This is a genomic window from Streptomyces sp. NPDC058157 (assembly GCF_042884105.1).
Lineage (GTDB): Bacteria > Actinomycetota > Actinomycetes > Streptomycetales > Streptomycetaceae > Streptomyces.
Genome location: NZ_JBHVUQ010000100.1, coordinates 1 through 12583, shown reverse-complemented (window position 1 = coordinate 12583; position 12583 = coordinate 1). Strand labels below are relative to the sequence as shown.

Here is a 12583-nt window from a genome sequence, read left to right as displayed (position 1 = left end):
CTCTCGGTCGGGGTACGGCAGTCGCAGCCGCGGAGGCGGGCTGCGGTGGGGGTCAGCGGCTGCACCGGGCGAACGTCCGCATCGAACGGCCGGTCAGGGCGGCGTGCGGGCTTTCTGGTTCAGGGGAGGGCGTCCTCGAGTGCGGGACCCCACCACCAGGCGATCGGCCAGGGCAGCGGGTCACCCGCTTGTGATGGGCCGTCTGCCGAAATCGTGCTCTGCAGCGGCGTGATGGGGGCAGGAGCCTGGTAGCGGGGCACTTCGGCGGCCCAGTCGAGGTTGCCGCGTACCACACGGCCCAGCCCTTCCAGGTAGCCCCGGGTGGCGGGGTGGACGGACGGTGCGAGGGCTGTGCGGAGTTCGATGAACCGGTGCATGATCCGATTGCGCAGGGCCACCGCCTCGCCGACGGCGGTCCCGGGCCCGTACGAGTTCAGGGTGGTGAGGACGTTGACGATGTTCTGGTCGGTCTCGCCGCGGGCCGCGTCCTTGGCATAGGAGTGCAGGTCGTTGTCGAGGGAGGCGACCAGGCGGGCCATCTCCGTGCACGCCCGCACCCCGGGGCGGTCGAAATCCCCTGCGGGGACCTCCGGCCCCTGCACCATCTCCACCATCGCAGTGACCGGCTCACCGGCTGCCGAGTTGATCCGCATGGCCAGGTACTCCCCCAAGTCCGGCATGACGCCTCGGGCCCGGTTGCCGATCTGCCAGACCACCCCCGACAGCCACGCCCGCTGCGCCGCTACCCACCGCCGGTGCTGCACGGCCGTGCACACCTCGGCGAAGCGGGCACTGAGGTCACCCAGCGCCTCCAGGAACACCTCCCCGTCGCCGTCCACCCGCGCCCCGGGGCATTCGAGCATCCGCACCAGCAGCCCCGACAGCCTCGCGAACCGCCCCGTGCGCACCGCCCAGGGCATCGTGTCGCAGAAGACGTCATCGAACGCGAACCCCCAATAGGTCCACTCGACGGCGATCTGCACACGCCCGGCCGGCGCGTCAGGCGTGATCCGAGCGAAGAACTCGGCACTGCGGGTACGCTCGGCCGCCGCTCGCAGCCCCGGCACCCCGAAACCGTCCCATCCATCCAGCCACCGCAGCGCCCGCTCCTCGATCTGCTCGACCTGCGGATGCAGACAGGATGCCACCGGACAGTAGAGGTCCAGCTCCCACGCGGTGCCCGGCCCGGTCCCCGAGCGACCTTCGGGGGACCCCGAAGCCCCACAGCCGTCACGGATCACGTGCCCACCCCGCATAGCCCAGGCCGCCGTCCCTCACGCGGGCGCCGCTCCGGTATCCAGCCACGCCCATGAACCGAACCGCGGGGAACGCTAGCCACCCGTGTGGCCGCTCGCCACAGGGCGCACGACGGCGCATGAGGGCACCAGCGGTCGCGTCCCGGCAGGCCACAACCGCCCAACGCCCTCCCAGGCCCCGGTGGACACGGAGGGCGCGCGGAGTGCGCCGCGCCGGCTACTTCACGCCGTGGCACCGCGCTGGGGCGCCGTCGATGACGGCTTCAATCTGCCCCTGCTGGACGCCTCGGCCATCTCCGAGACCGATGCCGTGCTGGACGCCGGTCGCGGAGTCGGCCGCACCATCCGCCTCGCGGCCCTGCGCGCAGCACGCGGCCGAGCACTCGGCCTGGACCCGCCGGGGCCGAGGCCGGGCAAGGCCCGGGAGAGCGTCGCACGCGAAGGGGTCGAGAACGACGCGGCGGACGCTTCGGCGTTCATGCTGGAATCCGGTCCGGGGCGTCACCTGCTCGATCAGGTGACCCCGTCCAAGCGGGGTGCTGCGTGCCAGGCACTTACGGCCACTCCACACCGACACGAGGCAGCCGGCGGGGTGTGGCCGCGCAGCAGTTCCTGGCTGGTCACCGCCGTGAACGGCGGTTCGGCACACGGCTGAGCCGTATGGCCCGCCGCGCCATCCGTGAACCCGCAGCCACGACAGCCCTCATGGACGTCGAGTGTGCGGGTTCATGCCGTACGGGCCCGTGCCGGCGCTGGCAGGACCCACGTGGCAACCCAGGCGTCCTGGCTCCGGACGTTCGCGTAGGCGTCCCGCCGACGAGGGGCATTGCCGCCGTCAGGGGGTGGATGTCGGGCGGCGGGTGAGGTTCTGGCGGGCGATTTTGGCGAGGACCGAGGGGTGCATCAGCAGCGAGGACGGCGCGGTCATGTTGGCCACCTTGACGAAGCGGGTCCAGACGTCGGCGTCGTGCCGGGCCAGCGTGAAGACCTGCTGGTTGTACCAGTGCGCGAAGCGGGCGGCCAGTGGCCGACCGGCCGGGCTCCACATCAGGTCCGAGGTGGTGGACAGTGACCACGGCACCTTGATGATCCCTGCCGCCGTGCGCAGGTATTCGCGGCTCAGGCCGGTCAGACCCGTGCCGGTGGAGCAGCGGCGGCGCAGCAGCGAGCCGAGCGCTTCGGCCTCGATGGCGGGCACGGTCAGTCCCTGGCCGTAGACGGGGTTGAAGACGCAGAGCGCGTCACCGATCGCGATCAGTCCCTCCGGCCAGCCGGGATTGCGGTGGTGCAGGCGCCAGGTGCTGCCGGGGTTGGTGTAGCGGTGCAGCTCCTCGTGGCGGCTGCGACGGGCGATCTGTTCGGCCAGCAGGGGGTTGTCCAGGCTGCGTGCGTAGTCCAGGAAGCCGTCGGGGTCGGTGGGCGGGTGCTGCTCGAACCCGAACAGCGAGCACACCCAGCGGCCGTGCTCCACCGCGAGCATGGCGCCGCCGCGCCGCACCGAGGGGGCGAAGGTCATCTGGTAGGCGAGGTCGTAGTCCTTGGGCTCCGGGGTGCGGTCGAAGACCATCGTGGTGTAAGTGATCTTCGCCTTCACCGTGCTCTTCTGCGAGAGCGGCAGGCCGATTCGGCTGAGCCAGTCGTCGATCGCGGTGGTGCGGCCGGAGGCATCCACCACCAGATCGGCGGTTGCTTCCTGCTCCCCGCCCTTCCCGGCGTGGTAGCGGACTTTCTCGATCCGGTCGCCCGGTCCCCTGCCCAGACTCAGGACCCGGGCGCCGCCGACTACCTGGACCCGGGCCAGATCGAAGACCCGGGCGCGGATCCGGCGCTCCAGCTCGTCGCGGGTGAAGGACTGGATCCGTACCCCGGTGGTGGCGCGCACGGCGTGGCCGGTGGGCAGGAGGAAGCTGATCCGCTCACCGTAGTCGTAGACCGGGGCACCCAGCTGCTCCAGCTCTGCGCGCAGGCCCGGGAAGAGCAGTTCCAGCGTTTCGGCACCCCGGGCGAGCATCGCGTGAGCGTGGTACGACTGCGGCGCGCTCGGGTGAGCCCCGGTGGTGCGGTCGACCGCGTCCCGCTCCAGCACCAGGACCTCGGCGAAGTGGTCTGCCAGGACCCGTGCCGCCAGCAGGCCCGCGTAGCCACCACCGATCACCACCGCGCGTCCCCAGGCCGGGCTGCCCGGGGTGGCTGCTGAGGTGTCCGTGCCCGCGTTCTTGTCGGGTGCCGAGATGCCCTTGCGCGCGTGCGTCATGCCGATTTCCGTTCGCCGGGTCCGTGGAGGCCGGGTAGGGCCGCCGTCCGCGCACCACTTCACCGCGCCGCTGCGGGAACGATCAAGAGCGGCGGAGGGGCGCGCGGGGGTGCGTCAGGGGCGCTGCCACAGGCGCGGCGCGTGCCGAGGGGGATGTGGCGGGCCTGGCCCCGGTGTGCCGGCCGCCGCCTGCGGCCGCGGCACCGCGTCGGGCCGCGCATCCCCGCCCGCCGGCCCGGCCGGCAGTCCTCCCCCGCCGCATCCTCGGCCAGGACAGCCACGGGTCGAGACGGAACCGGTGCTTGATTCCCCCAGCACCGCGCAGCACCAGGGACGCGACCAGCGGCCCCACGGGTCCACCGCCCCCGGACCCGCGGCCGCCGCCGGGACCAGCCCGTTACCGGCCGTCCGGCACCAGGCCGCCGCCCGGGGCACTCGCAGCCACGCCGTGCAGGGCCGGATCCGTGCCGCGCGGCACACCCGATCGAGCGGGCTCGGAGTGCCCGTCCCGGAGGTGGTGCTATGCCTGCATCAGCGCTTGGTACTTGTGCAAGGGAGCGTCCTCGCCGAGCGGGGCGATCGCGGCGATGTAGCCGTCCGGGCGGACCATGATCCGACCGCCCTTCGGCAGGCCGTAGCGGGCCGCCGCCAGGCCGTCGAGGTCCTGGAACACGGCGTCGTAGCCGATCGGGGCCTTTGCCGTCCCGCCGACCAGCACCTGACGTGCCGTCACACCGGCTACCGGTGTCGGTGCGGCGCCGTTGACGATCACCGTGAGCAGCACGTGCCCCTGTGCTTCCGCGAGTGCTGCGCGCAGCTCCGGGCCGGCCGCGGGGAGGAAGTCTCCGGCGTGCAGGTCGCCGCCGGCCCGGCTCTGGACCACGATCGGACTCTTCCGGTACGCGACAGCGGTCTCCTCGGTGCGGTCGGCCATCGCCTGACGGACCGGGGCGAGGCCGGTGAGCAGGTGCATCCCCATGTTGCGCAGCTTCTGGGCGATCGGGTTGGCGAGGGTGGCGAGCCGGGTCAGCGTACTGGCGAACCGGATCACCTGGGCGCCGACGGGGTGGCGCTCCGCGTGGTAGCTGTCCAGCATGGCGGGGCCGGCCTGGCCGGTGGTGACCAGGGCGAGCTTCCAGGCGAGGTTGTGGGCGTCCTGGAGGCCGGTGTTCATGCCCTGGCCGCCGGCGGGGCTGTGCACGTGCGCCGCGTCGCCGGCCAGCAGGACGCGGCCGACCCGGTACTCGGGGACCTGGGCGTGGTGCACTTCGAAGATGGTGAGCCAGCGCGAGGCGCGGATCCGGATCGGGCGCTCGGCGCGCTCGTTCACCACCTGCTGCAGCCACTCCTGGGTGGCGGTGCGCTGTTCGTCCGGGGCTATGTTCGCGATCAGCCTCAACCGGTCGGCCTCCATGGGAAAGACCAGCAGCGGACCGTCGTGCGGCGAGAAGAAGGTGTACATGCTGTGCGGGTCGAGATCGTGGTCGGCGTTCACGTCGCCCATCAGGAACTTCTCGCCCTTGAACTTCCCGGCCAGTGCGCTGCCGACCAGCTGACGTGTCCGGCTGCGGCCGCCGTCGGCGCCCACCAGCCAGCCGGTTTCGGCGTTCTCGTGGCTCCCGTCGGCGTGCTCCAGTACCACCCGGACACCGTGCTCGTCCTGCGTCAGGCCGGTGAGGGTGACGCCGCGTTCGACGGTGACGCCGTACTCGGCGAGCGCTTTGGTGAGGATGCGCTCGGTCTCGGTCTGCGCGATGGTCACCGAGTACGGGAACGGGCTGTCCACCAGGTCGAGGGGGATCCTGGCCACTACGTCGCCGTCCGAGTGCATCTCCATCGCGGTGGTGCGGACGCCGGTCCGGATCAGCTCGTCCACCAACCCCAGCCGCTCGAACATCTCCAGGCTCCGGGCGTGCACGATGATGGCGCGCGACTCAGCCGTCGGCTCGGCCAACCGGTCCACGATCCGCACCGGCACCCCGCGCCTGGCCAGTTCCAACGCGGCGGTCAGCCCCACGGGGCCCGCGCCTATGACAATGATCGGGTCGCTCACAGCAGTCCTCACGTTCGCGTCAAGGATTCGGATGGGGTACACGGTGATGTTCTCTGGTTCAGGTGAGATCGTGTCGGGTGCCGTCGGCGACGGCGTGGAGCTTGTCCGGGTTGGCCACGTTGTGGGTTGCTGAGATGCGTCCTTCCTGGTCGAAGTCTCAGGTCATCGTGGCGAACACGTACCACGCGGTCCGGGCCGCGGAAAACCACTCCCGGGCTGCCACTGATGCAGGTGAACTCTGCCCGCATCTGGCCGGGTTCGATGCGCTGGTAGGTGGCGGTGCCGAGCGCCGCGAACCAGTCGGCCACGGTCTGAAGGCCGTCGACCGGCTTGAGGGCCTGGCGGACCTTGCCGCCGCCGTCGGTGCACAGTGTCAGGTCCGGGGAAAGCAGCTCCATGAGGGTGTTGATATCGCCACCCGTCGCCGCGACGAAAGAGCGTTCGGTGACGTCACGTTGGTGAGAGCGGTCCGCGGTGCACCGGGGCCGACGGGCCTGGACGTCCTCGCCGGCGCGGTGCACGTCGAGGCCTTCGGTCAACGGCTCCCACATCACTCGGGCGTACGCGGCGGGTGCCCGGCCCCAGAGGGACCCCCCGCTGCCACACCGCCTACGCCGGCGCGTCACCAGCCTGCTCGCGCAGCGCCAGCCACTCCTGGAGTTCGATCAGATTCCCTTCCGGATCCTCCAGGTACGCGACCCGTATGCGGTCGCCCATCGGGCCCGGGCCTCGGGTGAACTCCGCCCCTCGCGAGGTGAGCTCGGCGTGGGCGGCGTCCAGGTCGTCCACCCGCAGCACCACCAGCGCACGGCATCCCTCCGGCTCCGCCCCCAACCGCTCCAGCACGTCGGCCATCTGCGCCCGGTCCTGCAGCGCGATCGCGGCGTGCCCGGTATCGGGGCTGAGCTTGGCGTACGGGCCGCTCTCGGCCTCGAACTGCGGCTTGAGCCCGAGCACATCCCGGTAGAAGCGGTATGCGGCGGGGAAGTCGGACACCAACAGGCGTATCTGGGTGAGTTCCATACCGAGCTTTCTAACCCAGTTCCGGCTCCGATTCCGGCTCCATCGCGATCTCAGAGCGAGCCCCGCCGGAGTTCAGCGACGCACACTCACAGGGGCTGGGCTCATTCGCAGGCATCGATCATGACATTCAGCTGGTCGCGCTTCAGCTGGTCGCGGCCGACACACCGCAGGCGGAGCGGCCACCCCACCCCTGCCCGCAGGCCTCCCGCTCCGGAACGGAACCGCTCAGCCGGCCGGCCCCCGCCCGCCACCTCGAGCGGCCCCGCACACGGTTCCTCAGACCGCGTCGAGGCACCGGCGGCCCGCCCGGTAGACGCGGCGGGTGATCCCCGCGTCGGTGGCAGTGGAGCAGCACCGCGCCGTCACGGAGCGCCGTGCCGCGCTGCTGTACCGGCTCATCGACGCTGTCGGCGACGACGCGCCGACAGCATGGTGGCGAGCCGCATTCAGCTGAGGCTCCAGCCCCGCCCGGCCGAAGCGCCCGAGGCCCTCGTCGGCTCCTCGGCGAACGTCCCGTACGCCTCGGCCTGCTCGTCACTCGGAATACCACCGGCACGAGCCGGACCATAGCCAGCCCCGGGCCAGGCCCGGAGGCGATTCACCGAACCCCAGCGGCGAAGTGGAGCATCGTGCTGGACGACCATGATCGTTCTCACCGATAACCGCTGTACCGGTGTTCCCCGGGGCCGCGAAACCCCCGTATGACCAATAGCCATTTAGAGTGAAAGCGGCACAAACGTGGCACCGCGCACCATCCAGCGTGCAACGGTCCCGGCATGAAGAAGACCGCGACACTGCTCCCACCGCTCGCCGCAGCCGCGGTGCTCCTCGCGGGCCTGGCCACACCGGCCCATGCGGGCCCGTACTGGAACAAGACCGTCAAGTGCAGCGCCACAGATCCGGACGGCCGGCGGATCCCCACGCGCCTGGGCAATGGCGACTTCGGCTGGAACCACGTCTCCAGCGCCCACAACATCAGGAAGTGCGCCCTGGTCGACATCCCGCTCCAGGCCAACGTCGACAAGGTGGACGGCGCCGACATCCAGTACTGGGGCTGGGCCTCCAACCGCGCGTACGGCCGCGTCAAACTGATCGTCAAAGCACGCCACGCACGCAAAACCACGGACAAGAGGTACGACGCGGGGCCGGGGAACGTGATCGGCGTGATCACCGCCTACTGCAACGGCACGCCCAAGTGCCCGACTGGGTGAACGAGTGAGCGAGCCAGGAATCCAGTGAAGGAAGACGACGACATCGCCGACTTCCAGGCAGAGGTGGCCGCTCTCCTCCTGGAGCACGTCCGCGCCCCCCTGCTGGAAGACCAGCACGTACGGGGAGTCCTGCCCGCCCCCGACGGGGCCCCGGCGGTGCGGGTGGCCCTCGGCGACCGAGACGTGAGCGACCCGGCCCGGCTGACGGCGTACGAGATCCCCCGCGCCTCCGGCGGGGAACCGCTCACCGCCCACGACGTCGTCGCCCTGCTGCGCACGGTCCACACCGGCACCCACGTCTACCCTGCGGACCGGGTCACCGCCGTCATGGGAATGGACCTGTACCTCGTAGACCCCACCCAGGTGCAGGAAGCCCCCTTCACCACCGACGACTGGTCCGCCACCCTCCTGCGATGCCTGGCACAGCCCTCCCAGGACCGGCCCCCGCCACGACTGCGCGGATTCCTGTTCCGCGAGGGCGGCCTCCTGCGCCTCTACATGGACAGCGACGAGGTACCCGGCGTCATCGCCGCCGACGTCAGACCCGGAGGAGCCCTCACCGCCCTCCTCGCCGCACTGCCCTCACTGCTCGGCGAGCAAGGCCAGACGTCCGCAGGCCCGAAGGATCCGCACTGCCGCTACGTCGTGGACCTCACCCACTGGTGACCCGACGACAGCACCACGCCACGTCGGCCCGTCCAGGTGAACACCGCCGACTGCCCGACAGCCGGCCCGGGTCCGGATCGGTGGGAGCACAGGGATGGGCGGCGAGGCGGCGGGCTTCGGCCATGACCTCCGCGTCGACCCGTTCCACGTTCCTGTCGCCGTCCTCAACCCGTACACACGGCGATCCCACCACGCAGCATCCACCCTCCCACCCCCGGCCCATGCCCTGGCCGGGATCCCCGGTCCGCCTCCGGACGGGTAAACCCGGCCAGGAAAGGGCAGAAGTCGCATATCCGGGCCCTGGAGCGGTCACGACCTGGCCGGTGACGGCGTCAACGACGCCGCCGCTCTCGCCCAGGCCACCCTGGGACTTGCGATGGGTACCGGCTCACCGTCGACGAGCTGGCCGGCGTCGCGCGCCTGCCGGTTCGCCAATTCGAACACCTATTTGCCGACTTGACCGGTCTGCCGTCGGGACGCTGGATCGCGCCCCAGCGGATCCGGGACGGCGCCTCGCTGCTGGAGTCCTCGACCCACCCGGTCGACACGGTGGCCGGCCGGGTGGGCCTGACCGTCGCGGGCTTCCGCCACCACTTCCGGCAGGCGATGGGCGTCATCCCCTCGACCTACCGCCGCCAGTTCCGGCCCTCCTCGGCGCCGGCGACGGCGGCTGCGCCACAGGTTCAGATGAGGCCGTTGTCCTTGGCGTAGAGCGCGGCCTGGGTGCGGTCGCGCAGGCCCAACCGGCTCAGCACACGGGAGATGTGGTTCTTGACGGTTCCCTCACTGAGGTAGAGGCGGGAGGCGATCTCCTTGTTCGTGGCACCCGCCGAGATGAGGCGCAGGACCTCCGTCTCGCGGGGGGTGAGCAGGTCGGGGGCCGGGAGCCCGGTGGCCAGGTTGGCAATCACCGTCTGGTCGAACTGGGCCACCCCCGCGTGGGCGAGTCGTACGGCCCGCGCCAGCTCGGCCGCGGGCAGGTTCTTGAGCAGGTAGCCCACCGCTCCGGCCCTCAGCGCCTGGCTGACGTACTCGTCGTCGTCGAAGGTCGTCAGCATCACGATCTTGCATGCGGGCAGGCTGCGGCGGAGCATCCTGGTGGCGGCCACGCCGTCGATCCCGGGCATCCGGATGTCCATCAGCACCACGTCGGGGCCGCGGGCCGGGGCAGTTTCGGTCGCCTCGGCGCCGTCGCGCGCGCTGCCCACCACCTCGATGCCCGGCTGGATGCCGAGGAGGGCGGTGATGCCCTCTCGTACGAGGTCCTGGTCGTCGACGACGAAGACCCGTACGGGCGCGTCCGCGTCCGCGTTACCCTCTGCCTGCATGCTTCCGACCCCGTGCGCGTTCGCGTCCTCGTTCCCGTTCTCGATCACCACGGGACGCCGACCGTGAGGACCGTGCCGCCAGGCGCACTGTCGATGGCCACCGTTCCCTCGGCGAGGCGGACCCGCTCGCGCAGTCCGGACAGTCCGAACCCCTCCTCGGCGGCGTCGAATCCGCTGCCGTTGTCGACCACCCGAAGACGGGCTCCGCGCTTGTCGTAGGCGAGGTGAACCTCGATCTCGGTGGCGCCGGAATGCCGGCAGGCGTTGGTCAGCCCCTCCTGCGCGGCCCGGTACAGCACCAGCAGCGGCCTGCGCTCGACGCCCGACATCTCGAGGGTGATGCGGCGGCTCCCGCCGTCCAGGTGGTGGACGAGGTCGGCGAGCGCGCGGGAGAGGCCGGCCGGTTCGGACTCCGACTCGGGGCCCAGGGTGCGAACGGAGGCCCGTACCTCGTCCAGGGCGCGGTTCGCCGACCAGCGGGCATGCGACACCGCCTGCGCCGAGGCCTGCGGATCGAGCGAGGCGAACGCCTCGGCCTTCTCCAACTGGATCCCGATCGCGGTCAGATGGTGGCCAAGACTGTCGTGGATCTCGCGGGCCAGCCGGTTGCGTTCGCGGGCCGCGGACAGGTCGGCGACCTGGGCGAGGGTGCCCTCCAGTCGGGCGCGGGCCTGCTGCTCGCGGACGGCCACCGCGGCCATCGCGAGGGCCAAAACGACACCCAGGGCGAACATCAGCAGGTCCGAGATGTACTCGGCCCGCACTTGCCAGTGCGGAACCGACAGGGTGAACGCCCCCGCCAGCGTCGCCACGCAGCCGACACCGAGTCCGACGGCGACGGCGGATCCGTACGCGAAGAACGCCAGGAACGGCACGAGCACGAACAGCACACGGGAAAGCCCCGACGCGTCGACGGCCGTGACCGCGCAGAGCAGCAGCACCCTGAGCGCGAACACTGCGCCCGACGCGACCCGCCGGCCCCGCCACCGCCGCCGATCCAGCCCCCAGTCACGCCCGTCCAGCGCGATCAGGGCACCGAGCAGGGCCGCGAATCCTGCGGTCCCGGCCCCCGGGCCCGGACCGATCACGGCGTAGTAGACACCCCCGAACAGCACGGCGCCGTACAGGACGCCGGGTATCCAGGGAACGGGCCGTGACATCGGGTCTCCTCAAGGACGCGTGAAGGCTCGAAGGCCTTCCTGCCCGCAGCGTACGCGGCCGCCGCCGCGATCCCGCAGCTGCTCGGAGAACCGGTGCGGGTTTGGCCAAAGGTCATGTGCCCTCCGGCCACAGCCGATCCGGCCATCTCACACTTACCCACGGTGACCTGCGATTCCTAGATTGCGAGGCATCACATTCCCGACCGAGAAGAGGACGTCTTGCTCCGCCACCTCGCCATCACACCGCTGCTGCTCTCCACCGCCCTGAGCGCTCCGGTGGGAGGCGTCGACCAGGGGGACCGCTGCTCCGGCGTCCGGGTGCCGGGAGCCGAGTACTCGGTCTCCAGTTGCCTGAGCGACCTGACCACGGCAGGAACCACCCTCACCGGGCACACCGACGACAAGGACTGGAAGGGACTGGTGGCGGAGAGCGCGGTCCTGCCGTCCGGGGTCCCCGGGGTCCAGGTCGACGGTTACTTCCCCGACACCTCCACCACCAATACCAACCACGGCTGGAACCATGACAGCCAGTTCGTCATCCGGCTGCCCAAGAACTGGAACGGCGGGCTCGTCGTGGCTGGCCCGCCCGGGACCCGTGAGCAGTACGCCAACGACCCGATCATCAGCGACCAGGTGCTCTCCAGGGGCTACGCCTACGCCGCGACCGACAAGGGCAACACCGGCGACGAGCTCTACAAGGACGGCGACCGCCCCGGCGACGCCATCATGGAGTGGCACCGCCGGGTGACGGAGCTCACCGTGGCGGCGAAGAAGGTCGCCCGGCAGCACTACGGGAGCTCGCCCCGCGTCACGTACGCCGCCGGTCTCTCCGCGGGTGGGTACCTGGTCCGCTGGCAGCTGGAGCACTACCCCGAGCTCTACACGGGCGGTATCGACTGGAACGCCCTCGTCTTCACCAAGGACGGCGGCCTGCTGGCCACGCTCCCGCCGGCGCTGCGGGCCTACCCCCGCCTGACCAAGGGCGACCAGTCAGCGCACGAGGAGATCATCGCAGCGGGCTACCCGGAGGGCTCCGAGAGGCAGTGGGGCTACCACTACGACAACCAGTGGGACCTGCTGCAGCGCACCATCCGCGAGGAGGTCGACCCCGACTACGACGGTTCCCGGCAGGGCGGCACTCCGTTCTGCCCGCCGGGCACCGCGCCCGGCTGCGACACCGACTACGACTTCGCCTCGCGCCCGGAGTCGGTGCACCGGGCGGTCGAGCGGATCTCGTTGACCGGGAACATCAAGCGCCCGCTGATCAGCATCCAAGGCACGCTCGACGCGCTGACCCCGCCGGCGACCTTCGGTGACGTGTACGACCGGATGGTCACCGCTGCGGGGAAGGCTCCTCTCCACCGCTACGTCCACGTGCCCGGAGGTACCCACACCGACGGACTGGTAAGAATCGACAAGGAGTACAAGCCGATGCTCCCGTCCTTCGTCGCGGCGTTCAACGAGCTGGAGGCCTGGGCGCGGCCGACCAGCCGCTCATAGCCCAGCCTCGGCACTCGACGGCCCGGCCCCTTCCACCCCCGCGGCGGGGCCGGGCCATCCCGTGTCCTTCCCGCGCCCGAAACCGCGTCACGCCCCCGGTGACGGCCTGGCCAGCCAGGTAAGCTCCTATAC

At 71.1% G+C, this 12583-nt stretch carries 11 protein-coding genes and 1 pseudogene; 5 read left to right on the top strand and 7 right to left on the bottom strand.

The genetic code is table 11. The annotated features are described in order from the left end of the window. Positions 1 to 119 precede the first annotated feature (119 nt). Positions 120 to 1148 carry a hypothetical protein gene (locus ACFVXK_RS23545; protein WP_389614679.1) on the bottom strand — a complete coding sequence of 343 codons (1029 nt, stop codon included), beginning with the start codon at positions 1146 to 1148 and terminating at the stop codon, positions 120 to 122. Between the two features lie 337 nt (positions 1149 to 1485). On the opposite strand from ACFVXK_RS23545, the gene ACFVXK_RS23540 reads away from it, so the two are divergent. After that, entirely contained in the window at positions 1486 to 1911 is a 426-nt protein-coding gene (locus ACFVXK_RS23540) for a hypothetical protein (protein ID WP_389614677.1), read from the top strand. Between the two features lie 180 nt (positions 1912 to 2091). On the opposite strand, the gene ACFVXK_RS23535 is transcribed toward ACFVXK_RS23540, so the two are convergent. The 4 genes and pseudogenes from ACFVXK_RS23535 to ACFVXK_RS23520 form a co-directional block, all read right to left on the bottom strand. Next, positions 2092 to 3510, bottom strand: a complete 1419-nt coding sequence (locus tag ACFVXK_RS23535) for an FAD-dependent oxidoreductase (RefSeq protein WP_389614676.1) — start codon at positions 3508 to 3510, stop codon at positions 2092 to 2094. 520 nt (positions 3511 to 4030) lie between these two features. Beyond that, positions 4031 to 5563 (bottom strand): FAD-dependent monooxygenase, encoded by a 1533-nt coding sequence (locus tag ACFVXK_RS23530; RefSeq protein ID WP_389614674.1) that lies wholly within the window; start codon positions 5561 to 5563, stop codon positions 4031 to 4033. Positions 5564 to 5621: 58 nt separating this feature from the next. Continuing rightward, positions 5622 to 6081 (bottom strand): annotated as a pseudogene (locus ACFVXK_RS23525) (RNA polymerase subunit sigma-24); the annotation flags it as partial. A gap of 91 nt (positions 6082 to 6172) precedes the next feature. Further along, positions 6173 to 6586, bottom strand: coding sequence for a VOC family protein (locus ACFVXK_RS23520; RefSeq protein WP_389614672.1), 414 nt, complete (start codon positions 6584 to 6586; stop codon positions 6173 to 6175). 776 nt (positions 6587 to 7362) lie between these two features. Between ACFVXK_RS23520 and ACFVXK_RS23515 the strand changes: the two genes are divergently transcribed. From ACFVXK_RS23515 to ACFVXK_RS23505, 3 genes are all read left to right on the top strand, one after another. After that, positions 7363 to 7797, top strand: coding sequence for a hypothetical protein (locus tag ACFVXK_RS23515; protein WP_389614670.1), 435 nt, complete (start codon positions 7363 to 7365; stop codon positions 7795 to 7797). 24 nt (positions 7798 to 7821) lie between these two features. Further along, positions 7822 to 8463 carry a hypothetical protein gene (locus ACFVXK_RS23510; protein WP_389614668.1) on the top strand — a complete coding sequence of 214 codons (642 nt, stop codon included), beginning with the start codon at positions 7822 to 7824 and terminating at the stop codon, positions 8461 to 8463. A gap of 402 nt (positions 8464 to 8865) precedes the next feature. Further along, positions 8866 to 9174, top strand: a complete 309-nt coding sequence (locus tag ACFVXK_RS23505; RefSeq protein WP_389614713.1) for a helix-turn-helix domain-containing protein — start codon at positions 8866 to 8868, stop codon at positions 9172 to 9174. On the opposite strand, the gene ACFVXK_RS23500 is transcribed toward ACFVXK_RS23505, so the two are convergent. Beyond that, positions 9147 to 9791 carry a response regulator gene (locus tag ACFVXK_RS23500; RefSeq protein ID WP_389614666.1) on the bottom strand — a complete coding sequence of 215 codons (645 nt, stop codon included), beginning with the start codon at positions 9789 to 9791 and terminating at the stop codon, positions 9147 to 9149. The genes ACFVXK_RS23505 and ACFVXK_RS23500 overlap by 28 nt on opposite strands. Positions 9792 to 9835: 44 nt before the next feature. Further along, a complete protein-coding gene (locus ACFVXK_RS23495) occupies positions 9836 to 10951 on the bottom strand; it encodes a sensor histidine kinase (protein WP_389614664.1) in 1116 nt (371 codons plus the stop codon). A gap of 219 nt (positions 10952 to 11170) precedes the next feature. Between ACFVXK_RS23495 and ACFVXK_RS23490 the strand changes: the two genes are divergently transcribed. Further along, positions 11171 to 12451, top strand: coding sequence for a tannase/feruloyl esterase family alpha/beta hydrolase (locus ACFVXK_RS23490; RefSeq protein WP_389614662.1), 1281 nt, complete (start codon positions 11171 to 11173; stop codon positions 12449 to 12451). Positions 12452 to 12583: the final 132 nt, after the last annotated feature.

Excerpts from the sequence above, each read along its gene's own strand:
- ACFVXK_RS23495 (WP_389614664.1), bottom strand. The coding sequence starts at position 10,951 with ATGTCACGGCCCGTTCCCTGGATACCCGGCGTCCTGTACGGCGCCGTG.
- ACFVXK_RS23500 (WP_389614666.1), bottom strand. The coding sequence starts at position 9,791 with ATGCAGGCAGAGGGTAACGCGGACGCGGACGCGCCCGTACGGGTCTTC.
- ACFVXK_RS23535 (WP_389614676.1), bottom strand. The coding sequence starts at position 3,510 with ATGACGCACGCGCGCAAGGGCATCTCGGCACCCGACAAGAACGCGGGC.
- ACFVXK_RS23520 (WP_389614672.1), bottom strand. The coding sequence starts at position 6,586 with ATGGAACTCACCCAGATACGCCTGTTGGTGTCCGACTTCCCCGCCGCA.
- ACFVXK_RS23515 (WP_389614670.1), top strand. The coding sequence starts at position 7,363 with ATGAAGAAGACCGCGACACTGCTCCCACCGCTCGCCGCAGCCGCGGTG.